Consider the following 22,187-nt stretch of genomic DNA (forward strand, 5'->3'; position numbering starts at 1 on the left):
TGTTGGCAAGCACTGCCGGCTGGTCCCTTTAAGGGATGAAGTCCATTTATTCGGGCTCAGGCACTATATATGCAGCCAGTGCGTGGACTGCAAGAAGCAATATGCTTAAAAAAATAAGGTTTTTAAGAAAATCATCATCACGTTACAAAACAACAGAAATTTGTTATGATGTCTGACCGAAGGGATCAGGCACTTTTGGTTAAAAATGAAAACCCCTTAAGGAAAGTGGCCTGAATGGATCAAAAAGACTCCGATAACACCCCCTCCACACGCTCTCTTTCAATGCGAACCATGATTAAATGGATTGCCATCGGCGATGTATTTTTTGGCGTCGCCGTCATGTTGGTCGGTTATTACAAGTTTGATGCCGGAGTAGTTCAATGGTTCGGATCGATCGTCGCCTTGATAGGGGGATTGCTCTTTGTAACCATACGCCTTCTGGAAAGGCGTGATGCCCGAAAAATAAATTAGCTATTAAAAGATGATTTCAGGATTCAAATACCTACCAGAATACTTGGACAGAGATGAGCAAGAAGCATTACTGGACGAATTACGAGTTAATATCCAGAAAAGCCCCCTCTTCAACCCACAAATGCCAGGTACCGGGAAACCTTTTTCAGTAAAGATGACAAACTTTGGATCTCTTGGCTGGGTTTCGGATAAGGACCAGGGTTATCGTTACCAATCGATTCATCCCATAACAGGGAACCCCTGGTTACCAATTCCAGAAACACTGTTAAAGTTATGGGAAAAGATAACGGGATATCCTGTCCTACCAGAATGTTGCCTGCTGAATTATTATCACAACGAAAAATCAAAAATGGGCCTCCACCGCGATGAAGACGAGGAGGAGATGTTGGCTCCGGTACTCTCTCTATCCCTTGGTGATACAGCTGTGTTTCGGCTAGGGGGATTAACCAGGAAAGGTCCATCCAATTTTATTAAATTGGCGTCAGGCGATATTGTTGTTTTGGGCGGAGAAGCGAGAAAAGCTTACCACGGCGTAGACCGAATACTCCACGGTTCCAGCCAGCTTTTAAAACATGGTGGCAGAATCAATTTGACGATGAGAAGGGTCACAACTCCCTAACGTACAAATAAAAAGAGCTGATACAAATCTGTATCAGCTCTTTATCAAACTCGTCAGCTTTAATAACTACGCTGTCGTATCAACCTTTTCAGATCCAGACACGGGGCCGCCTTTGGCAACACCCACACGTGCTGGACGTAGCAAGCGATCATGAAGGCGGAAACCAGGTTGAATTACCTGAATAATGGTGCCTTCTGGCTGTGATGGGTCTGGAATTTCAAACAAAGCCTCATGACTATGAGGGTCCATTTTTTTACCCAGAGCTTCTACTTCGGTAATATTGTGACGGGCGAAAACTTTCAACATTTCGCGGTTGGTCATCTCAATACCATCGCGCAGATTCTTCAAGTCGTCGTGACCTGCTGCAATTTCTTCCGACACAGATGACAATGCTCTTTGAAGATTATCCATAACACCGATCAGATCCGTCACCAGTTTTTGCGGTGCATATTTAACCGTGTCTTCTCTTTCCCGGCGGGTACGGTTACGGAGGTTTTCCATTTCTGCCATGGTGCGCAAAAGTTTATCTGTCAGCTGTGCATTTTGGGCATCAAGTTCAGCAACTCTTACAGCATCAGAAGGCGTTTCATCTTCTGCAACAACTTCTTCTGGAGCTTCAACTTCAGATGCTTCCTCAGCTACCAGATCGTCAGGAATCTGATCTTCGGCAACAACATTCTCTTCCGGAGATTTCTTTTCCGTTTCGGACATTTTCCGTAAACCCATCTATATATAAAGTTACTATCTTCAAAGCTTCACAAGATTTCAGCCTTGCTTACCCTACCATTCGACCAAGTATCTTGGCGGTATAATCCACCATGGGAATTATCCGTGCGTAATCAATTCTCGTAGGACCAATGACGCCGATCGCACCAACAACTTGCTGTCGAGCATTTTTATACGGTGCCATTACTACAGAACAGCCTGCTTGAGCAAACAATTCATTTTCAGAGCCGATAAAGATTTGTACGCCTTCAGCTGTTTTGGTCATCTCGAGCAATCGAACCAACGATTCACGTTTTTCCAGTGCAGAGAACAGATGGCGTACCCGATCTAAATCTTCAAGGGCATTTATATCTTCAAGGAGCTGAGCCTGCCCTCTAACGATTAAAGCCCCGTGAGAACTACCATTTATATCTTCCGCCCAGGTCGCCAGACCAAGTTCCACCACTTTTTGCGATAACTCATCCAACATAACCTGATGGGCCTTGAGCTCCGTATGAATTTCAACAATAGCCTCTTCCAAGGTTCGGCCAATCAAACGTGCCGATAGAAAATTGGAAGCTTCCACCAAAGCAGAAGGAGGCAACCCCAATGGGATGTTTACGACTCGATTCTCAACTGAGCCTGAAGCCGAAACCATGACCACCAGTGCCCGCCCCGGAGCCAATGATACAAATTCTATATGTTTTAGCGGCTCAGAAAGCTTTGGCGCAACGACGAGGCCTGCACACTGGGACAAACCAGAAAGCATGCCCGTGGTTTCTTCTAGAAGCTGAGGCATCGATTTACCACCAGCAGCACACTGGGCCTTGATCTGGGACCTTTCGTCTTTACTCAGGTTACCATGCTCAAGCAGACCGTTAACATAAAGTCTTAGTCCCACATCTGTGGGGAGTCGGCCTGCGGACGTATGACGTGAAAACAGCAACCCCATATCTTCGAGGTCCGCCATGACGTTACGGATCGTTGCAGGCGATAGGTCCATACCTAGTTTTTTTGAAAGCGTTCTTGATCCAATGGGTTCACCGGTTTCCACATAAGCATCAACAACGAGGCGAAAAATCTCCCGCGATCTATCGTTCATATCAGGCACATCAAATGGCATTAAGGATTTATCGTTCAAATTGACCACTTTGCCTTCACCAATAAGCTCTCATTTAGACGAATGGATTCCATAAACAAAACAACCCTAAACGCCTTTCCCATCAATAAATGTAGTGATGGCCCAAGCGGTGGTCAATGCTATCAGTTCCTAGGTCACAGCATTAAATTCTTGCATGCCGTTTCAATTGGCCTTATCAGGCAACAAATCAGGTATTGAAGACTGATAAGCTAATGCATGGAAGCACGTATTATAAACAAGTGTTATACTACCATGGTTCCTTGAACATTGTGCAAAAGAGCAACACCCGGAGAGAGTTTACGTAATGGCAACTGATTTTATGCCTGCTCTTGTTGAGCCTACCCAAGGTGAGACTGTAACCATTCCTATGGCCAACAATCAGTTAAGCCCCAAGGTATCTTCCTTTTTTACCGAGGCTAATTTTCAAGATCCCCACCTCGTTGTGGATCTTGAACAGGTATCGCTCAATTACCAAAACCTGAATAAAGCCATGCCTCAGGCAGAGATATTTTATGCGGTAAAGGCCAATCCGGAACAACAGATTCTTCAAGAACTTGCCGACCTGGGATCATCCTTTGATGCCGCCAGCCTGAGCGAAATTGAAAGCTGTTTGGCTCTTGGTATCAGTGCAGATCGAATTTCCTTTGGAAACACGATAAAAAAACAACGTGATATTGCTGCTGCCTTTAACAAAGGTATCCGATTTTTTGCTTTTGATAGCGCCGAGGAGCTTCGCAAGTTAGCCGAAAGCGCTCCCGGGTCCCATGTATTTTGCCGCGTGCTCGTTAATTGTGCAGGCGCAGAGTGGCCGCTAAGCAATAAATTTGGCTGCTCCTTGGAAATGGCAGAGCAGTTGATGATAGAGGCTCAGCAATTAGGTCTGATACCAACTGGATTCTCTTTTCATGTCGGCTCTCAGCAGACCCAAATCCATCAGTGGGGTTTGGCATTAAACCAAATAAAGATGCTCTACAGCTCTTTGAAATTAAGAGGAATCCCCCTCACCCACATTAACCTCGGTGGCGGTTTTCCAACTCAATACACGACAGATATCCCAAGCATAGAAGCTTATGGCCAGGGATTAGAGCTCGCCCTAGAGCAACAATTTGGTGAACAAGTTCCAAAAATACTTATCGAACCAGGCCGGTATATTGTTGGTAATGCAGGGATTATCGAAGCCGAAGTGATCTTGGTAGCGCAAAAACAAGCGCAAGATGAACGACGTTGGGTTTACCTGGACATCGGTATATTCTCAGGTCTTGCTGAATGTATGGATGAGGCCATTAAATACCCGATATCCATTGTCGGTAAAGAATCCAACACCGAAGTTGGCTCTGTTATCTTGGCAGGTCCGAGTTGTGACTCAGTTGATGTTCTCTACAAAGATGTTGCCTACCAACTGCCGCTCGATTTAAAAGCCGGCGACAAAATACGCATTCACTCCACAGGGGCCTATACCTCAACCTATTCTTCGGTTGGATTTAATGGTTTCCCACCTCTAAAGTGTGTTTGCATCTAAGCCCCTTAATTGCTGAGAGAGCCCCAGGATTATAGAGAGACCTTCAGGCAGGGTGATAAATACACCTGCTGAACTCCCAATCTATTTCAGGGGCAATTTCTGGAACTATTTCGGGCGAATAGAGTAACTGCATCTTCGCCCCCCTTCTAGCAGGTATTCTACCCTTTCGACGATAACATCTGTTCCAAGAACCGTTTGGAATACGGTTAGTTCTGCACGGCAAAATCCTTGGCATGCCATGGCTGCTGTACAGATCGGGCAGTGATTTTCGATAAACAAAAAGCCACCGTTTCCATCCTCCTCAGCTTCGGCCATATATCCTTCTTGTTCCCGTAATTCGACAAGCTTAGCGACTCTCTCTTTTAGAGATGAGGCCTCAGACATATTCTTTGTATATAACTTTAAAGTTTGATCTTCTCGGTAAGCAACAAGTTGCTCTACACCCTCCTCGCCAAAAACAGCCTTGGCTCCCTCGATCAAATCCTTGGTTAACAGTGCATGAGAATCCCCAAATTTATTATGAGAATCAGCCGTTAACTCCCAACTCGCAGCAGGTCTTCCAGCGCCTTTTTGCGAAGCATGATTCGCAGAAGCTGCCTTAATCATTCCTGCTTCGCCCATGCGTTTTAGATGCTGACGCATCCCAATTGACGTCATGTTTAATTTGTCAGCAAGATCAACTGCCGACATAATTCCACGCGCTTTTAATAAAGCGAGGATCGCATCTTCTGTTTTAGCGTTCTTTTTCATGAGCAAGAGTATAAACCACAAAAACAAATATAAAAGGATTTGCTTTTTTAATTATTGCGTATAAGTATAATTACAAAAGATTTTACTTTTATATTAAAGGCAAAATGATGAGCACATCAACATCTGCAAACAAACTTGATGCCCCAAAGATGACAGCAACGAACATCTTACATCTTGTCATTATCTGCATGGGTGTTGCTCTCTATGCCCTCAACAGCCTTATTACCTCTACTTTACTCCCTTCTGCTGTGGATGATCTTAGCGGCGTCGAGTTTCTAAACTGGTCAGCCTTACTCTATACGACAGCTGCCATGATCGCTTCACTGGCGGCAGGAACGGCCAAATCTAAAATTGGCGGCCGGGCAATCCTCACCATGGCGGGTGCAGTCTTTGCCATTGGCTCTCTTTTGGTAAGTGTTGCCCCTTCAATAGAGCTCTTTCTTCTTTCCAGAATTGTTCAGGGAGCCGGTGGAGGTTTAATCCTGGCGAGCTGCTATACCGTCATAAGTGATCTATTTCCGCGAAACCTTTGGCCTACAGTATTTGCAATGGAATCAGTCGTCTGGGGTGTTGCTTCCATTGGCGGCCCCCTTGCAGGAGGTATATTTGCAGAAACAATCGGGTGGCGTGGTGGATTTTATGTTGTAACCGCATGCTCCATTTTGTTTGTCATTCTGGTCAGAACAACCTTTCCAAGCGACAAAATCGCACCCAGTGATGCGTCTACAACAGGCCAACAATCACTCCCCCTATTACGGTTGGGATTGTTAACCAGTTCCGTTCTGATCGTGGCAATGGCTAACCGTGTGCCTGAATATGCCATTTTACTGTTAATTCTCGGTTTCGTGTTGTTTGCTCTATTCCTGTACCGTGACAAAAAAGCAGTTACCACTTTGTTACCTCGACATGGCCTTAGCCTACTCCACACCTCCGGCACCGGTTTGGCGATTGTTTTTCTGACCATGGCCTCAGCGATGTCTTTCGTGGTCTATGGACCGTATATACTCCAGAAGATACATGGTTTCTCACCTCTTTCCGCTGGTTTTATGGTCGCGGTAGAATCCCTGTCCTGGTCTTTGGCTGCAATGCTGTGTGCCAAATTGCCTCAGAATACCCATTGGCGCCTTTACCTGATCCCAGTAGGCGTTTTTATCGCCCTGCTCGGTGTTTATGGCATTGCCGTAACCCTTTACGGCGGCCCTCTGTGGCTCCTGAGTATTGCCATTTTCCTTGCCGGTGCTGGATTTGGTGTTTTCTGGGCCGATCTTTCGTGAGCGTGACGTTAACCGCATCTGTTTGAGCTAATGAATAATGGTTATGCTTCATTTTTCTTTTGAATGGAGCGTTTAATGTCAGCAATTGAGAACGATTTATCGCGAACAGAATTCCATTGGCTTGAGCATGCGCGTTCGTGTGAGTTAAACGGGGTGGGCATGAAAGCTTATGCCGAGGCACACGATCTTGACCTGAAGGATTTTTATCATCAAAAGGGGGAGCTTGTTAAGCGGGGTCTTTTTGTTGTTTCTAGTCGAGATGAAAATTTACACAAGATTGTAAATGGTTCAGCTGATGGCCCAGGCTTATTGTATTGTCAGGTTTGCCTTCGTAACGGGCTAGAAGTCAAATGGCCTGTTTCGGGGAGAACATCGGATTTAACATCTATTGTAGATGCACTTGAAGGTCTGTGATGCGGCGGCCTTCAGATGCTTTGCCCGTCATTTATCTTTGCGCAAATCCCGTTGATTTTCGTCGCGGCATAAATGGTTTGTCGATGCTTGTTGACGACATCCTCAGCCTTGATCCATTCTCTGGCTACCTCTTTGTTTTTTCTAATCGTCTAAGCAACAAGGTCAAGTTACTTTACTGGGAGAAAAACGGATTTTGTTTGTGGCAAAAGAGCCTTGAAAAAGATCGGTTTCATTGGCCACGACACTTGAGCAAAGGAGCCCGTATAGAGCTCAGTGGTCGCCAATTGAACTGGTTGCTGGATGGTGTTGACCTCCGTCATGTGAAAGAGCATAAGCCTGTAAATTATTCGGAGATATATTAAATATTTACAGCACTTTATACTGTTTTGAAGAGTATAAATTTGGTATACTTCGGCTATGTCAAAAGCGCCCATTTCTTTCCCTGAAAGCCTTGAAGAATCACGTATTTTAATAGGTGGTCTTCATGCGCGTATTGATATTCTTGAAGAGCAAAACAGATTATTGCGTCATCAGCAGTTTGCCGCTTCCAGTGAGAAGACATCCCCGCAAGAGCAAGGTCTCTTGTTTGATGAAGCAGAGGAAGCGGCTGAGGACGACACAGGGGCAGAAGACGATGATAAAGAGATCAAAGTTCCAGCTCATACCCGTAAAAGGGGTGGACGCCGCTCTTTGTCAAAAGACTTGCCCCGTGTGCGGATTGAACACGATATCCCCGAAGAAGAAAAGATTTGCGCTTGCGGATGTGGTCTTATGGCCAGAATTGGGGAAGAAGTCACCGAACAATTGGATATAATTCCGGCTAAAATGCAGGTTCTTCAGCATGTGCGTTTCAAATACGCCTGTAAATCATGCGAAGAAGGCGTAACAATCGCGCCCTTGCCACCACAGCCCATCCCCAAAAGCATCGCTTCTGCTGGACTTCTTGCTTATGTGGTAACGGGAAAGTATGTGGATGGCCTGCCTCTCTATCGTATGGTACCTGTTCTGAACCGCTCCGGTGTGGAGTTAACCGTACATTACTCTCGCGGTGGGTGATCAAATGTGGTGATCTTGTTCAGCCCCTGATTAATCTGTTTACCGACCATCTCCTAAACTACGATATCATTGCGGCACTTCTCCGCTTTGTTGAGTAGATTTAGGATTTCAAATAGAGCATAGATTGATTATCTGGAATGGATGATTGTCTAATTTTGAGTTTGAAGTATTCGGTATCCTTGATGCCTCTGGCTCGCTTACGGATCATTCCTATACTGACATTACCAGCCTCTATCCTGGCGCTTGTGAGCTTGTGTTTGGCGTAGTTGCAGATGCCCACACAATGTTTCCGTAGGGATTTCGCGAACTTTTTTAGATAGAGCATCTGTGACTGATCTGCTATCAGGCACCAACGTTCCAGTTGCTCCGCCATCGCCTCAAATGAAGCGGCACTCCACAGCAGCTGAAGCTGTTCTTTCAAGACGTAAAGTGCATTCAGGTTGCTATTGCTCTCCAGCAACCTTTGCAGCTTGTCACTTTGTTTTTCACTCAACTTATCCGCATTTTTGAGCAACAGATAATGTGTCCCTTTCATCAACTCTTTACCACTTGGATCGGCCTTTCTGAACTCAAGTCGACGCTGATTATGGATAGCTTTGCTGTAGTTTTTCATGACGTGGAAACGGTCAAATACTATGTCGGCCAACGGCAAGGACTCTCTGACAGCCTTTTGGTAGGCAGGCCCCATATCCATCGCTACGGCCTTTATTTTGCAGGCTGTATCTGGTTGCAGTTGTTTCAAAAACCTTGAAAAAACCTCGGCAGTTCGGCCTGCTTCAACCCAGATCAGATGACCGCCAACCATATCGTAGACCACCGTCATGTAGTCATGACCTTTCGCCCGGGCAACTTCATCTACACCAATATATTCCAAGCCAGTTAGCTCTGCAGGATCAAGCGTAGGGAGAGTTTCAATAAGGTATGCCCTGTCGATATTCTTGACCGTTTCCCATCGTATATCCAAATGTCTGGAAACCGCTTGAATAGACATATGCCGACATAATCCACTGATCAGTCGGCAAAATCGGTGAGTGAAACGGCACCCTTTATCAACAAAATCACACCCCTCAATGCGGCGTTCGCCCTTGTTAATATAAACCTGCGCCAGCTCAATCTCGACCACACAAGGATACCCAAAAAGGGGGATGTCGTTTACTTGTCGGCGGACATGCTGGTTGATGCTTCCCTTCTGGCCTGTAGCAGGGTCTATAGCCCTCCTACGCGCGTCTCGGCTGCAGTGAATGACAATCTTAACACCGCCGTCATCCAGTTTAATTTCATTTACACGTTGCCCTTTGAGGCCTAAAATATGCTGCGAGATGTTGATTGTCATATACCTGCTCTATGTAAAGTTATCATAAACCATACATATCAACAGGTTACTTGGCGGTCGGCATCTTTTTCTACTCAACAAAGCGGAGAAGAGCCAAATAGAGCATAGATTGATTATCTGGAATGGATGATTGTCTAATTTTGAGTTTGAAGTATTCGGTATCCTTGATGCCTCTGGCTCGCTTACGGATCATTCCTATACTGACATTACCAGCCTCTATCCTGGCGCTTGTGAGCTTGTGTTTGGCGTAGTTGCAGATGCCCACACAATGTTTCCGTAGGGATTTCGCGAACTTTTTTAGATAGAGCATCTGTGACTGATCTGCTATCAGGCACCAACGTTCCAGTTGCTCCGCCATCGCCTCAAATGAAGCGGCACTCCACAGCAGCTGAAGCTGTTCTTTCAAGACGTAAAGTGCATTCAGGTTGCTATTGCTCTCCAGCAACCTTTGCAGCTTGTCACTTTGTTTTTCACTCAACTTATCCGCATTTTTGAGCAACAGATAATGTGTCCCTTTCATCAACTCTTTACCACTTGGATCGGCCTTTCTGAACTCAAGTCGACGCTGATTATGGATAGCTTTGCTGTAGTTTTTCATGACGTGGAAACGGTCAAATACTATGTCGGCCAACGGCAAGGACTCTCTGACAGCCTTTTGGTAGGCAGGCCCCATATCCATCGCTACGGCCTTTATTTTGCAGGCTGTATCTGGTTGCAGTTGTTTCAAAAACCTTGAAAAAACCTCGGCAGTTCGGCCTGCTTCAACCCAGATCAGATGACCGCCAACCATATCGTAGACCACCGTCATGTAGTCATGACCTTTCGCCCGGGCAACTTCATCTACACCAATATATTCCAAGCCAGTTAGCTCTGCAGGATCAAGCGTAGGGAGAGTTTCAATAAGGTATGCCCTGTCGATATTCTTGACCGTTTCCCATCGTATATCCAAATGTCTGGAAACCGCTTGAATAGACATATGCCGACATAATCCACTGATCAGTCGGCAAAATCGGTGAGTGAAACGGCACCCTTTATCAACAAAATCACACCCCTCAATGCGGCGTTCGCCCTTGTTAATATAAACCTGCGCCAGCTCAATCTCGACCACACAAGGATACCCAAAAAGGGGGATGTCGTTTACTTGTCGGCGGACATGCTGGTTGATGCTTCCCTTCTGGCCTGTAGCAGGGTCTATAGCCCTCCTACGCGCGTCTCGGCTGCAGTGAATGACAATCTTAACACCGCCGTCATCCAGTTTAATTTCATTTACACGTTGCCCTTTGAGGCCTAAAATATGCTGCGAGATGTTGATTGTCATATACCTGCTCTATGTAAAGTTATCAGAAACCATACATATCAACAGGTTACTTGGCGGTCGGCATCTTTTTCTACTCAACAAAGCGGAGAAGAGCCATCATTGCCATGGATGAGACTGGCGTTCAGGTCTTGAAAGAACCTGGGAAAAAACCTCAAAGCAAATCCTACATGTGGGGGCAAAAAGGAGGCCCTCCGGACCAGCCAGTGATCCTGTTCCACTACGATCCCTCCAGGGCGGAGGATGTGGCAAGGCGATTGTTGGAAGGTTACACTGGGTATCTTGTTAGTGATGGATATCAGGTCTATCTGAATGTGACATCCGACAGCACAATCATCGGCGTCGGATGCATGGCTCACGCCCGGCGTAAGTTCAATGATGTCATCAAGGCACGGAAGAAGTCCAAAAGGCGAAAACCCGGCCTTGCCGATCATGCCATGGAGGCCATCAGAGCTTTGTACCGCATTGAAAAGCTCGCAAAAAACATGAGCGATAACGAACGTCGGCTATTACGCAAGGAAAAGGCCAAACCAATCCTTAAAGACTTGAGAGAGTGGATTACCAAGGTCAAATCGTCGGTGCCGCCGACATCGTTACTTGGCAAGGCTTTGCACTACATTGATAAGCAGTGGCCTCGGCTCATTCGCTACCTTGATGATGGCCGCTTGCCAATTGATAACAATGAAATGGAGCGCGTAATTAAGCCGTTTGTAATAGGAAGGAAAAATTGGCTGTTCTCAAAATCCCAAAATGGTGCCAAGGCCAGTGCAAATCTTTACTCTATCGTCGAGACCGCCAAGGCTAACGGGATCGAGCCATATTCATATCTTCGACACATTTTTACCCAATTACCTAAAGCAAAAACCGTCGAAGACTTTGAAGCTCTGCTGCCCTGGAACGTCAACAGAAACAACGTAACACCTTACATCATGCAAAAATAGGTGCGGTTAACGTCACGCTCACGATCTTTCCTCTGTCATTATTGAAACGGGAAACAAGGAAGAACAAGATCGAAGATCCGGCGCGGTACCAACTCTTCAAATGTGCGGTGCAGCTTTTGGTCCAGCAATTGCCGGAATTCCAGCCGCGATTATTGGTTTTAGTGAAAATGCAAATCTCGAAATCATTGAACAAACCGCTTATTGGGTTCATGCCATCTTTATACCTGTATTAATCATCGCAACTATTTTGGCTGTAAACATGGTCCGCCTTAAGCGGAAAGAGATCGAGGCAACACCTATGTCTTCTACACCGGAGTTAATTTAGAGTATTTTGCCTTCAGTTAGGGAATTTTGACGCAATCTTTCTGGACCTCACATGAGCCATAAGGTAGCTTCCGCGAAACATCTTTTCCAACTCGAGGGTAAACCATGCGTCCTTCAGACCGCAAACCAGACCAGATGCGTCAGGTCACTATTGAAACCAATTTCAGCAAACACGCTGAAGGCTCCTGCCTGATTAAATTTGGCGACACCCATGTTCTTTGTACTGCATCCGTAGAAGACAACACTCCGCCATGGCTTCGCAATTCTGGCAAGGGTTGGATCACCGCTGAATACGGCATGCTCCCCCGCGCAACCCACAGTCGCTCAAGCCGTGAAGCTGCCCGTGGTAAACAGTCTGGTCGAACCCAGGAAATTCAACGTTTGATTGGCCGTTCTCTTCGAGCAGTTGCCGATATGACAGGATTTGGCGAGCGTCAGATTAAAATTGACTGTGATGTTCTACAAGCTGACGGCGGCACACGTACAGCCTCCATTACGGGTGGTTTTGTCGCCTTGCACCTTGCTTTTCAGCACATGAAAAAACTTGGCATGATAGAAAACATTCCTCTGACCGATCACGTTGCAGCGATTTCATGCGGTATTTTCGAAGGCACACCGGTTCTCGATCTTGATTACCCTGAAGATTCCAACGCACAAGCAGATGCCAATTTCGTTCTAACAGGCGATCTCGGGGTTGTTGAAATCCAGGGTACAGCCGAAGAAAAACCATTTTCACGCGACGAGTTCAATGCACTTCTCGACCTCGCAGAAAAAGGTATTTCAGAGCTTGTTGTTCTTCAAAAACAGGCCATCGGCATTGAGTAAGTAAAGCTAATTCTTCAGCTCATATTACTTATATAAAAAATCTATTGGAGATGGTCATGGCACAGGCCGATAAATCATTACGGGATGGCAAGCTAGTTCTAGCCAGCCATAACCCTGGAAAGCTCAGGGAAATTGCGGAACTTCTCGCGCCTTATGGCGTAGATGTTGTATCTGCGGGTGATCTCGGCCTGCCTGAACCAATAGAAGACGGTGATACCTTTGCTGCCAATGCTGAAATAAAGGCACTTGCCGCAGCAAAGGGTTCAGGCCTGCCAGCTTTATCCGACGACAGTGGACTTGCCGTAGTTGCTCTTAACGGTGATCCAGGGATCTTCTCTGCGCGTTGGGCGGGGCCAAGTAAAGACTTCGGCCTGGCTATGGAAAAAGTAGAACAAGAACTTCAAGTCGCGGCAAAAAATGGCGATAGCAATCGGGCAGCCTATTTTGTCTGCGCCCTTTGCCTGGCTTGGCCTGACGGTACAACTGAAGTCTATGAAGGTCGCGTCGATGGCACGATTGTCCACCCAGCACGAGGTCTTTCAGGCTTTGGTTACGATCCCGTGTTTCAGGCTGAAGGTGAGGACATCACCTTTGGCGAAATGGACCCGGCTCGTAAACACTCTATGAGCCACCGTGCACGCGCTTTTGCTCTTCTGGTCGAAGAGAAGTTTAAGGCTTAAGCTAAATCAGGCCTGTGATAGACTTGCCTTTAGCAAAGCATCCATAATCAAATATCGGTTGATTATGTAAATTATATCGAAGGGAGGCCAAGATCTATTCTGCTTCCTTCAATGTCAGGCAAATAAATGGAAACATCTTTGCAATCATCCACCCCCTTACCTGCAGCTGCCAGACGAGGATTTGGAATTTACATTCATTGGCCCTTTTGCCTGAAGAAGTGCCCCTATTGTGATTTTAACAGCCACGTCAGAGAAGAAGTGTCTCAGGAGCGGTGGCGAACAGCTCTTCTACAAGAGCTTGATCACTATGCAGAATTACTCAAAAACAAAGGCGGGGAAGGGCGAATTGTCAGTTCGATTTTCTTTGGTGGTGGAACTCCTTCTCTTATGGCACCGCAGACAGCAGGAGCTCTGATAGATCGCATTCGTCAACACTGGCCAGCCCGCAATGATCTGGAAATCACTCTGGAAGCAAACCCGACTTCTGTCGAAGCAGGCAAGTTTGCCGCTTTTGCTCAGGCAGGAATAAACAGGGTTTCTTTGGGCATCCAGTCTCTAAACGATGAAGACTTGCGTTTTCTCGGGCGCGAACACTCCGCCCAGGAAGCCCTGAAAGCAATCGATATTGCGCGAAAAAACTTTGACCGATTTTCTTTCGACCTCATTTATGCACGCCCAGAACAAGACAAACAGGTCTGGACACAAGAACTGGAACAGGCCCTGGCTGAGGGAACCGAACACCTTTCTCTCTATCAATTGACCATTGAAGAAAACACAGCTTTTCACGGTGCAAGACGTCGTGGCGAGCTCACAGAGCTCAACCCCGACAAAGCAGCTGAACTCTATGATCTGACTAACGAAATCATGGAAAAAAAAGGTCTGCTAAATTACGAAATTTCTAATTATGCCCGCTCAGGTCAGGAAAGCCGCCACAATCTAACCTACTGGAAATACGGAGATTATATTGGTATCGGTCCCGGTGCCCACGGACGTCTAACCTTGTCAGACGGTAGTCCATTGGGCACTAAAATGGCGACAAGACAACACCGTGCTCCGGAAATTTGGCTCGATACTGTTGAGCAAGCCGGACATGCAACCAGAACCTACAGCACCGTTTCGATAGCGGAACGATTTGAAGAAATGATGATGATGGGACTGCGTCTTGAAGAAGGCATTTCTTTAAAAGCTATTTCCGAGGAAACCGGTGATGATTTTACCAACCGAATAGACCACTCAAGGCTTAAACAGCTTTGTGATGAGCAGTTATTGGTCCTTAGTGATGATAAAATCCGGGCGACACCTTCTGGACGAACAAGATTAAACAGCCTGTTGTCTTACCTGTTAACCTGATTCATCCCCCGCCTCTTTTGAGGATTTATAAAAAACATAACCCACATAATTAATTAACCGCCCTGATGTTATCGTAAGAGTAATGATTGCTTACTTTCGTCAGGCTTTATTATTCGTAACGATGACTGCTTGCCTTATCTTGTCAGGTATTAGTGGTACTGTGGCCAATCACCTAGAACATGATAAACCCATCGTTATTGCCATTAATAACTGGTCCAGTCAGATCGTCTTGTCAGAGGTTTATCGAAGCGTACTAGAACGCGTTGGTTACAGAGTAATATTTGCCCCTGTCGATATAACAGAACAATGGGGCGCTCTGGGAAGAGGACGCATCCACGCCCAGATAGAAGTATGGGAAGGTTCACAAAGTCACCAATTACATCAAATGCTCGCAAAAGGATTGATTGTCTCTGCGGGAACACACAGAGCAACTACGCAAGAAGAGTGGTGGTACCCTATCTACGTTGAGGCGTTGTGCCCCGGCCTGCCCAACTGGAAAGCTCTTCGTAAATGCGCCACAATTTTCGAAGGAAGTTCCGATCCTGAGAAAGGTCTATACATTACAGGCCCTTGGGATAAGTTTGAACATTTTCGCATCATTGCTCTTGATCTTCCCTTCACTATAAAGCGTCTGAGGAATTCGACTGAATTACGCGAAGAGATTAAAAAGCATATTGCTGCCAGGCGTCCTATCCTCGTCTATAACTGGACTCCAAACTGGATAGATCACCACTATCCAGGAAAATTTATAAAGTTCCCAGCCTATACAAAAGAGTGTGCGACAGATCCCGCATGGGGAATCAATCCCAATCTTGCCTATGATTGTGGTAACCCCATTGATGGGTGGCTTAAAAAGGTCGTTTGGCACGAATTCCCCAAGGTGTGGCCCTGTGCTTACAACATTCTTCAAAGAATAGAAGCCAACAATAAGATGATAGAAGACCTATCTCTACTGGTGAACCTTGAGGGATACACCCCTCGACAAGCAGCAGAAAAATGGCTCGAGAAAAATCCGAAAAAGTGGCAGAGATGGCTTAGTGGAAAATGCAAACACCACATGATGCTTCAAAATTAAATCCTGGTGACATTTACGAAGCCAAGGAAATAAATATGCGTTATAATGTCGATAGAATTAGTCTATCCAGATATAATTTAAGCCCGATAAATTAGATGCAAAAAAATACCTACCAATCCTCTCTTATAGAAACGGATCAGTTACCCGAAGACTTATCCCGATTACTCAAAATCTGGAATGATCAAAAACCTGCGGACGGCTTTCCTTTAAAAAATGAAATGGACCCGGTAGATTACAAGGATTTCCTTGGTAGAATATGCATTATTGAAATTCAACAAGACCCCCTGTTCAGCGACAATAACCTTGGCCGGTTGCGACAACCACCTTGGCCGGTGGATCTGATCATTAAAAAGGGCGTGCCCGTTTGATAATCAGATCCACCGGCCAAGGCTTAATTTGGTGTTAGTTACAAGCTGCTGTGAGTTGATAAATTAGGAACCTCTAGATGTAATTGGAGGAACCTGTTTGCCGTATAAATTTATCACAGATGAACAACTGAGACTTTACATGACAGATAGAAAAACTCATGGTCAACGAACCGCCGCTGCCCGCGCAGGGTTTAGCGAACGCACGGCCCGCCGATTTGACGTTGATGCGACTTTACCGTCACAACGCAATATAAAGCGAGGGCGAACAGTTTCTGATCCGCTTGAAGATATCTGGGATAAGGACATCCTTCCCATTTTGGATAAAGACAACTCGGTCAAACCCATTACTTTGTTGCGCCACATACAGAGCCTCTATCCGCTCCGTTTTCCCGATGACCGTGTCAAGCGCACGTTAGAGCGCCGAGTTCGGGGATGGCGGGCTCTGAATGGCCCTGAAAAGGATATCATTTTCAGGCAAACACCTGAGCCGGGTTACATGGGCCAATCAGATTTCACGGATGCAGCCGACTTAAGTATTACCATTGCAGGAGATCCTTTGGTGCATCGGCTCTATCATTTTGTTCTGGTATATAGCCGATGGGAACATGTTGGGGTCGTACTTGGCGGTGAGAGTTTTACAGCCCTTGCGGAGAACTTACAAAATGCGCTTTGGTCCTTGGGGGGCGCTCCTGAAAACCACCGGACCGACAGCCTGTCTGCGGCCTTTCGGAATTTGAGCGTTGAGGAAAAGGAGGACATTACCAAACGTTATTCTGCTTTTGTTGAGCACTACGGTATGGAGGCCAGTCGAAATAACAGAGGGGAATCACACGAGAACGGTGCCATTGAATCTCACCACGGTCACCTTAAGACTGCGATAAAGCAGGCCCTGATTTTGCGTGGCAGTAATGACTTTGACACTTTGGATGAGTATCGGCGATTTTTGGACGAGCTGATTGCTAGACGGAACAAACATCGTGACCAAGATATCCAAACAGAGTTGAAATCTCTCAAGGCGTTACCTCCTCGGCGAACAACAGATTACACTGAAGTCGTGTCGAGAGTTACCAAAACAAGTGGTTTTTTAGTTAAGCAGGTTTTTTATAGCGCCCCTTCTCGCCTAATTGGTCAACGCTTGCGTGTCCATATTTACGATAACCGGATAGAAGCCTATCTAGGCAGCACTCATGTCGTCAGCCATTCTCGTGAGCGGGGGCACGGCAAAGGCCCCCGCATTCATGTTATCAATTATCATCACGTCATTCATGCTCTCAAACGTAAACCTCAGGCACTCGCCAATTCTATTTATCGTGACAGTATTTTTCCAAGAACCGAGTACTCCCTGGCCTGGACATTGTTTCAGAAAAAGTTGTCCCGCAGAGATGCGTGTCGTCAGATGGTTGGGATACTTTTCCTTGCGCACGAAGAGGCTTGTGAGGCCGAAGTCGCGCACCTGATTTCGAGAGAAATCAATGCAGGAAGGCTACCTTGCGCAAAAAAACTTAAGCTGAATATCACAAAAAAGAACACGGATTTACCTCCTGATATTCCCGTGGTTCAACCTTCATTATCAGTCTTTGATACTCTGTTGGAGGATCGGGCATGACAAACATTGAAGTGGATCAGCACAAGCTGCCTCTTATGCTAACTGACTTACGATTACCCAGCTTTCACAAACACTGGCAAGATATCGCAATCCAATCCGACAAGGAGGGCTGGTCAGCAGCCAGGTTCCTTGCCGTTTTGGCCGAATATGAATTGGCCGAAAGGGACACGCGACGCATTCAACGCCATCTCAACGCATCAAACCTGCTGGGCGGAAAAACTCTGGCCACTTTTAACTTCAAGCGGCTGCCTAACGTGAAAAAGGCGCAGGTCGAAGCCTTGTCTGCCGGTGACTGGATTGACGCAAGAGCAAATCTGATTGCCATTGGAAATTCAGGGGGAGGAAAAACTCATCTCCTATGCGCCGTAGGTTATGCTCTTATAGAGGCTGGATACCGTGTGCTCTATACGCAAACCAGTGATCTGGTGCAAAAACTCCAGGCTGCCAGACGTGAACTTATGCTCGAAAACGCCCTCGCAAAACTCGATAAATTTGATCTCATCATTCTCGATGATATTACCTATGCACAAAGGGATATATCTGAAACATCCGTGCTCTTTGAATTGATCGCCAGACGATATGAGTACCGAAGTATTGCAATTGCTGCCAATCAACCTTTTAGCGGATGGGACAATATTTTTCAAGATAAGGCCATGACCGTTGCAGCAATCGATCGTCTTGTTCACCACTCAACCATTCTTGAGATGAATATCGACAGCTACAGACAATGGGAAGCCGCCCAAAATCTCAAAAAAATGTTGCGGAAAACCACAAACAAAAAGGTGAAAAATATGCCTGAAGCATCGTAAATAAACGTCAGATCACAGCCGCATCAAAAGCGGCCAAGGTGGTTGACGCAACCGGACAAAGTGGTTGACGCTCTACAACCCCCTGGATTTTATCTTCCGTTTGTACGGATCAGAGATATCAGCGGCCTCACCCGAAGATCTCTGTGGTAAAAGCCTTCTAGAGGGCACACCAAAGGAAGTTTATCGACGGCATTTCGATGAATTTAAAAGTGCTTATAAAGCAGCCGTACCCCAAGTATGGCACGTTAGTTATGAAGCTGATGAGCCTTATGATTATTATCGCTTAATTCTACCCTTTGCAGAAGACCGAAATTCGTCTTCAGAAGTTCCCGGTTTTTTTCTCAATTATTGTTATTCTTTAAATTCTTCCCAAGGTACATTTCACACCTACCGCGATCTGTCCGACAACATATAACTGGCACTTCTCCGCTTTGTTGAGTAGATTTAGGATTTCAAATAGAGCATAGATTGATTATCTGGAATGGATGATTGTCTAATTTTGAGTTTGAAGTATTCGGTATCCTTGATGCCTCTGGCTCGCTTACGGATCATTCCTATACTGACATTACCAGCCTCTATCCTGGCGCTTGTGAGCTTGTGTTTGGCGTAGTTGCAGATGCCCACACAATGTTTCCGTAGGGATTTCGCGAACTTTTTTAGATAGAGCATCTGTGACTGATCTGCTATCAGGCACCAACGTTCCAGTTGCTCCGCCATCGCCTCAAATGAAGCGGCACTCCACAGCAGCTGAAGCTGTTCTTTCAAGACGTAAAGTGCATTCAGGTTGCTATTGCTCTCCAGCAACCTTTGCAGCTTGTCACTTTGTTTTTCACTCAACTTATCCGCATTTTTGAGCAACAGATAATGTGTCCCTTTCATCAACTCTTTACCACTTGGATCGGCCTTTCTGAACTCAAGTCGACGCTGATTATGGATAGCTTTGCTGTAGTTTTTCATGACGTGGAAACGGTCAAATACTATGTCGGCCAACGGCAAGGACTCTCTGACAGCCTTTTGGTAGGCAGGCCCCATATCCATCGCTACGGCCTTTATTTTGCAGGCTGTATCTGGTTGCAGTTGTTTCAAAAACCTTGAAAAAACCTCGGCAGTTCGGCCTGCTTCAACCCAGATCAGATGACCGCCAACCATATCGTAGACCACCGTCATGTAGTCATGACCTTTCGCCCGGGCAACTTCATCTACACCAATATATTCCAAGCCAGTTAGCTCTGCAGGATCAAGCGTAGGGAGAGTTTCAATAAGGTATGCCCTGTCGATATTCTTGACCGTTTCCCATCGTATATCCAAATGTCTGGAAACCGCTTGAATAGACATATGCCGACATAATCCACTGATCAGTCGGCAAAATCGGTGAGTGAAACGGCACCCTTTATCAACAAAATCACACCCCTCAATGCGGCGTTCGCCCTTGTTAATATAAACCTGCGCCAGCTCAATCTCGACCACACAAGGATACCCAAAAAGGGGGATGTCGTTTACTTGTCGGCGGACATGCTGGTTGATGCTTCCCTTCTGGCCTGTAGCAGGGTCTATAGCCCTCCTACGCGCGTCTCGGCTGCAGTGAATGACAATCTTAACACCGCCGTCATCCAGTTTAATTTCATTTACACGTTGCCCTTTGAGGCCTAAAATATGCTGCGAGATGTTGATTGTCATATACCTGCTCTATGTAAAGTTATCAGAAACCATACATATCAACAGGTTACTTGGCGGTCGGCATCTTTTTCTACTCAACAAAGCGGAGAAGAGCCATATAACTTTAAGCCAGAGTTTGATTTAATTGACCTGAATTCGATACTTCCAAACAGTAAAGAAATGACTCTAGAAGTCCGAAAATAAAATGGCAGATATAGCTCAGTGGAAAATGCAAACTCCATATGAATTTACAATCGAAAACCAATTGAATTCCCCCACCCGGGTTTCTTTTTCTTCACAATAGAAACATTGACATTCCTTCGAATTAAATTCAGTTATTATTCATGTCTAGTTTCTCGTACCGCTCATCTATGACAGATATTGAGGATGCCCCAGAGGACGTTATCAACCTCTTAGGTATCTGGAAGCGTTTAAAAGCGGAAAACAAATTTCCTTTAAAAAGTGAGTTAAATCCTTTTGATTTCAGGGATTATCTCGGTCGTCTTTGTATTATCGAGATCCAACAAGATCCACTGGACTTCATCTACCGCTTAGATGGCACTGAAATATCTGCGGCCTCTAACGAAGATCTGGCAGGACAAAGCATCTTGGATGGCACTCCAACCCCAATTTATCAAAAACATTTTGATGAGTTTAAAACAACTTTTGAAACTGAAAACCCCCTGCTTTGGGAGATTTCATATACAGTCAGCGAAGGTGATTATCACTACCTACGAGTAGTACTTCCGTTCGCTCATGATCACTTATCAACACCTGAACGACTACCGTCTTAAGCCGGTAGGTTCGGGGGTGTGGTTTTCGATATAATCCAGAATGGTTTGCTCAGTGACGTTTCCAGCTGTTGTACAGAAATAGCCCCGCGCCCAAAACCTCTGCCCCCAATAGCGTTTGCGTAGCTCTGGAAATTCTTGCTGGATCTTCCGGGATGTACAGCCCTTAACTTTTTGCAGGAAATCACTGACAGACAACCTGGGAGGTATTTCGACAAACATATGGACATGATTATCAGACAATACGCCTTTGACGATAGTTACACCCAACTGAGCGCATATCTGGCGGGTAATCTCACGGATACGAAGGCGCATTTCCCTGGTCAATACCCGGTATCTGTACTTCGTAATCCAGACGAGGTGATAGCGATTGTGAAAAACGGCATGGCCAGAGGCTGTGTAAGTCATTGTATACTCCCAAGAGGTTTCACCCCTCCGGGACGACCTCTTGGGAGTATACAATGACTGAGAAAAAAGGACTAAAGTCCGACTCTACCGACTGAAAGTCGGTGGTTTTAAACCTAAGTGTTGGATAATAAATCACCTGAGTTTTTTATTACTTATTGCCGTTCTCTAACCTCTTCTACAGGCTCATTCTCCTCCTTCCGAAATCTTTCATCTGATCGATAAGCTCATTAAGTTTTTACATTCGTCTGGTTGCCTCTAACGACCATTTCTGAGACAAGGGCTAAAACAAAGGAATTGGTGATGATCAAACTGGAAAAAGCTGCTGAAGTCATTTACGCACAAGCGATGAGACGCTCTGGATTTTCTGATCTCGCCCCAGATGACAAGCTCTCACAATTGTCACAAGACAAAGATCGTGTCATTCAAACCCTGACCCATAAATGGTTGGGCTGTATATCGCTAATCGATGAATTGAAATCGCACCCAGATGTTATATCAGCAGGTATTGATGACCTACCCTCTGATTATGTTTTGGAAAAACTTGTCGGGCCCAAAGCTGATGATGGCAAGCTTTTAACCGATACTGCCCAGGCGATGGCTAGATCCATTTTGGATGCTTCGCTAAAACGCATCATTTCATAGGTGGGTTAGAGCCAGGTTCTTCCAGGGGATAGACGCGCGATGAAGATAGACCGAGAACATTATCAAGATTTAGAGTTCTGGCGAAAACTAAACCCACACTTATCAATCACAAACA

General features: G+C 45.8%; 27 protein-coding genes. 20 read left to right on the forward strand and 7 right to left on the reverse strand.

Annotated elements, in window-relative coordinates:
- The first annotated feature begins 234 nt into the window (after window positions 1–234).
- Together ACOGW3_RS10690 and ACOGW3_RS10695 are read left to right on the forward strand one after the other, a co-directional pair.
- On the forward strand, window positions 235–471 hold the full coding sequence (locus ACOGW3_RS10690; protein ID WP_419902960.1) for a hypothetical protein: 237 nt from the start codon (window positions 235–237) through the stop codon (window positions 469–471).
- A gap of 10 nt (window positions 472–481) precedes the next feature.
- Window positions 482–1,090, forward strand: coding sequence for an alpha-ketoglutarate-dependent dioxygenase AlkB family protein (locus ACOGW3_RS10695; protein WP_419902961.1), 609 nt, complete (start codon window positions 482–484; stop codon window positions 1,088–1,090).
- A 66-nt stretch (window positions 1,091–1,156) separates the two neighbouring features.
- On the opposite strand, the gene ACOGW3_RS10700 is transcribed toward ACOGW3_RS10695, so the two are convergent.
- Together ACOGW3_RS10700 and hrcA are read right to left on the reverse strand one after the other, a co-directional pair.
- A complete protein-coding gene (locus ACOGW3_RS10700; protein WP_419902962.1) occupies window positions 1,157–1,801 on the reverse strand; it encodes a nucleotide exchange factor GrpE in 645 nt (214 codons plus the stop codon).
- A 64-nt stretch (window positions 1,802–1,865) separates the two neighbouring features.
- Window positions 1,866–2,918, reverse strand: a complete 1,053-nt coding sequence (hrcA, locus tag ACOGW3_RS10705) for a heat-inducible transcriptional repressor HrcA (RefSeq protein ID WP_419903035.1) — start codon at window positions 2,916–2,918, stop codon at window positions 1,866–1,868.
- 322 nt (window positions 2,919–3,240) lie between these two features.
- On the opposite strand from hrcA, the gene ACOGW3_RS10710 reads away from it, so the two are divergent.
- Entirely contained in the window at window positions 3,241–4,455 is a 1,215-nt protein-coding gene (locus tag ACOGW3_RS10710; RefSeq protein ID WP_419902963.1) for a type III PLP-dependent enzyme, read from the forward strand.
- 105 nt (window positions 4,456–4,560) lie between these two features.
- Here ACOGW3_RS10710 and ACOGW3_RS10715 read toward each other — a convergent pair whose 3' ends face one another.
- A complete protein-coding gene (locus ACOGW3_RS10715; RefSeq protein WP_419902964.1) occupies window positions 4,561–5,205 on the reverse strand; it encodes a helix-turn-helix transcriptional regulator in 645 nt (214 codons plus the stop codon).
- Window positions 5,206–5,312: 107 nt separating this feature from the next.
- Here ACOGW3_RS10715 and ACOGW3_RS10720 point away from each other — a divergent pair, with 107 nt between their 5' ends.
- From ACOGW3_RS10720 to ACOGW3_RS10735, 4 genes are all read left to right on the forward strand, one after another.
- On the forward strand, window positions 5,313–6,479 hold the full coding sequence (locus tag ACOGW3_RS10720; RefSeq protein WP_419902965.1) for an MFS transporter: 1,167 nt from the start codon (window positions 5,313–5,315) through the stop codon (window positions 6,477–6,479).
- A gap of 75 nt (window positions 6,480–6,554) precedes the next feature.
- Window positions 6,555–6,893 (forward strand): hypothetical protein, encoded by a 339-nt coding sequence (locus tag ACOGW3_RS10725; RefSeq protein WP_419901112.1) that lies wholly within the window; start codon window positions 6,555–6,557, stop codon window positions 6,891–6,893.
- The gene (tnpB, locus tag ACOGW3_RS10730) at window positions 6,893–7,255 is read left to right on the forward strand and encodes an IS66 family insertion sequence element accessory protein TnpB (protein WP_419901111.1); all 363 of its coding nucleotides are present in this window, start codon (window positions 6,893–6,895) and stop codon (window positions 7,253–7,255) included. Before ACOGW3_RS10725 ends, tnpB begins: the two co-directional genes overlap by 1 nt.
- 55 nt (window positions 7,256–7,310) lie before the next feature.
- On the forward strand, window positions 7,311–7,949 hold the full coding sequence (locus ACOGW3_RS10735) for a transposase (RefSeq protein WP_419902966.1): 639 nt from the start codon (window positions 7,311–7,313) through the stop codon (window positions 7,947–7,949).
- A gap of 100 nt (window positions 7,950–8,049) precedes the next feature.
- On the opposite strand, the gene ACOGW3_RS10740 is transcribed toward ACOGW3_RS10735, so the two are convergent.
- Window positions 8,050–9,282 (reverse strand): ISL3 family transposase, encoded by a 1,233-nt coding sequence (locus ACOGW3_RS10740; RefSeq protein ID WP_419901077.1) that lies wholly within the window; start codon window positions 9,280–9,282, stop codon window positions 8,050–8,052.
- A gap of 70 nt (window positions 9,283–9,352) precedes the next feature.
- Window positions 9,353–10,600 carry an ISL3 family transposase gene (locus tag ACOGW3_RS10745; protein ID WP_419902967.1) on the reverse strand — a complete coding sequence of 416 codons (1,248 nt, stop codon included), beginning with the start codon at window positions 10,598–10,600 and terminating at the stop codon, window positions 9,353–9,355.
- On the opposite strand from ACOGW3_RS10745, the gene ACOGW3_RS10750 reads away from it, so the two are divergent.
- From ACOGW3_RS10750 to istB, 10 genes are all read left to right on the forward strand, one after another.
- Window positions 10,587–10,712 (forward strand): hypothetical protein, encoded by a 126-nt coding sequence (locus ACOGW3_RS10750; RefSeq protein ID WP_419902968.1) that lies wholly within the window; start codon window positions 10,587–10,589, stop codon window positions 10,710–10,712. The two genes, ACOGW3_RS10745 and ACOGW3_RS10750, sit on opposite strands and share 14 nt — an antisense overlap.
- Entirely contained in the window at window positions 10,705–11,538 is an 834-nt protein-coding gene (tnpC, locus tag ACOGW3_RS10755; RefSeq protein ID WP_419902969.1) for an IS66 family transposase, read from the forward strand. Before ACOGW3_RS10750 ends, tnpC begins: the two co-directional genes overlap by 8 nt.
- 100 nt (window positions 11,539–11,638) lie before the next feature.
- The gene (locus ACOGW3_RS10760) at window positions 11,639–11,863 is read left to right on the forward strand and encodes a hypothetical protein (RefSeq protein WP_419902970.1); all 225 of its coding nucleotides are present in this window, start codon (window positions 11,639–11,641) and stop codon (window positions 11,861–11,863) included.
- Between the two features lie 104 nt (window positions 11,864–11,967).
- A complete protein-coding gene (rph, locus tag ACOGW3_RS10765; protein WP_419902971.1) occupies window positions 11,968–12,687 on the forward strand; it encodes a ribonuclease PH in 720 nt (239 codons plus the stop codon).
- A 56-nt stretch (window positions 12,688–12,743) separates the two neighbouring features.
- Window positions 12,744–13,367, forward strand: a complete 624-nt coding sequence (rdgB, locus tag ACOGW3_RS10770) for an RdgB/HAM1 family non-canonical purine NTP pyrophosphatase (RefSeq protein WP_419902972.1) — start codon at window positions 12,744–12,746, stop codon at window positions 13,365–13,367.
- A 126-nt stretch (window positions 13,368–13,493) separates the two neighbouring features.
- On the forward strand, window positions 13,494–14,717 hold the full coding sequence (gene hemW / locus ACOGW3_RS10775) for a radical SAM family heme chaperone HemW (protein WP_419902973.1): 1,224 nt from the start codon (window positions 13,494–13,496) through the stop codon (window positions 14,715–14,717).
- 82 nt (window positions 14,718–14,799) lie between these two features.
- The gene (locus tag ACOGW3_RS10780; protein WP_419902974.1) at window positions 14,800–15,792 is read left to right on the forward strand and encodes an ABC transporter substrate-binding protein; all 993 of its coding nucleotides are present in this window, start codon (window positions 14,800–14,802) and stop codon (window positions 15,790–15,792) included.
- Window positions 15,793–15,887: 95 nt separating this feature from the next.
- On the forward strand, window positions 15,888–16,160 hold the full coding sequence (locus ACOGW3_RS10785; RefSeq protein WP_419902975.1) for a hypothetical protein: 273 nt from the start codon (window positions 15,888–15,890) through the stop codon (window positions 16,158–16,160).
- 97 nt (window positions 16,161–16,257) lie between these two features.
- The gene (istA, locus tag ACOGW3_RS10790) at window positions 16,258–17,766 is read left to right on the forward strand and encodes an IS21 family transposase (protein WP_419901087.1); all 1,509 of its coding nucleotides are present in this window, start codon (window positions 16,258–16,260) and stop codon (window positions 17,764–17,766) included.
- Window positions 17,763–18,575 (forward strand): IS21-like element helper ATPase IstB, encoded by an 813-nt coding sequence (gene istB, locus ACOGW3_RS10795; RefSeq protein WP_419901088.1) that lies wholly within the window; start codon window positions 17,763–17,765, stop codon window positions 18,573–18,575. Before istA ends, istB begins: the two co-directional genes overlap by 4 nt.
- A 444-nt stretch (window positions 18,576–19,019) precedes the next feature.
- On the opposite strand, the gene ACOGW3_RS10800 is transcribed toward istB, so the two are convergent.
- Complete coding sequence (locus ACOGW3_RS10800) at window positions 19,020–20,252, reverse strand: ISL3 family transposase (RefSeq protein ID WP_419901077.1); 1,233 nt, start codon at window positions 20,250–20,252, stop codon at window positions 19,020–19,022.
- Here ACOGW3_RS10800 and ACOGW3_RS10805 point away from each other — a divergent pair.
- Both ACOGW3_RS10805 and ACOGW3_RS10810 read left to right on the forward strand, forming a co-directional pair.
- Entirely contained in the window at window positions 20,239–20,376 is a 138-nt protein-coding gene (locus ACOGW3_RS10805; RefSeq protein WP_419902976.1) for a hypothetical protein, read from the forward strand. The genes ACOGW3_RS10800 and ACOGW3_RS10805 overlap by 14 nt on opposite strands.
- Before the next feature lie 226 nt (window positions 20,377–20,602).
- Window positions 20,603–21,025: a PAS domain-containing protein gene (locus tag ACOGW3_RS10810; RefSeq protein WP_419902977.1), complete on the forward strand. Its 423-nt coding sequence runs from the start codon at window positions 20,603–20,605 to the stop codon at window positions 21,023–21,025.
- Here the strand turns inward: ACOGW3_RS10810 and tnpA are convergent.
- Window positions 21,014–21,430 carry an IS200/IS605 family transposase gene (tnpA, locus tag ACOGW3_RS10815; RefSeq protein WP_419901640.1) on the reverse strand — a complete coding sequence of 139 codons (417 nt, stop codon included), beginning with the start codon at window positions 21,428–21,430 and terminating at the stop codon, window positions 21,014–21,016. The genes ACOGW3_RS10810 and tnpA overlap by 12 nt on opposite strands.
- Window positions 21,431–21,730: 300 nt before the next feature.
- Between tnpA and ACOGW3_RS10820 the strand changes: the two genes are divergently transcribed.
- The gene (locus tag ACOGW3_RS10820) at window positions 21,731–22,072 is read left to right on the forward strand and encodes a hypothetical protein (RefSeq protein ID WP_419902978.1); all 342 of its coding nucleotides are present in this window, start codon (window positions 21,731–21,733) and stop codon (window positions 22,070–22,072) included.
- The last annotated feature ends 115 nt before the right edge of the window (window positions 22,073–22,187 follow it).

It is taken from the genome of Kiloniella sp., from assembly GCF_965205715.1.
In the GTDB taxonomy this organism is placed as follows: domain Bacteria; phylum Pseudomonadota; class Alphaproteobacteria; order Kiloniellales; family Kiloniellaceae; genus Kiloniella.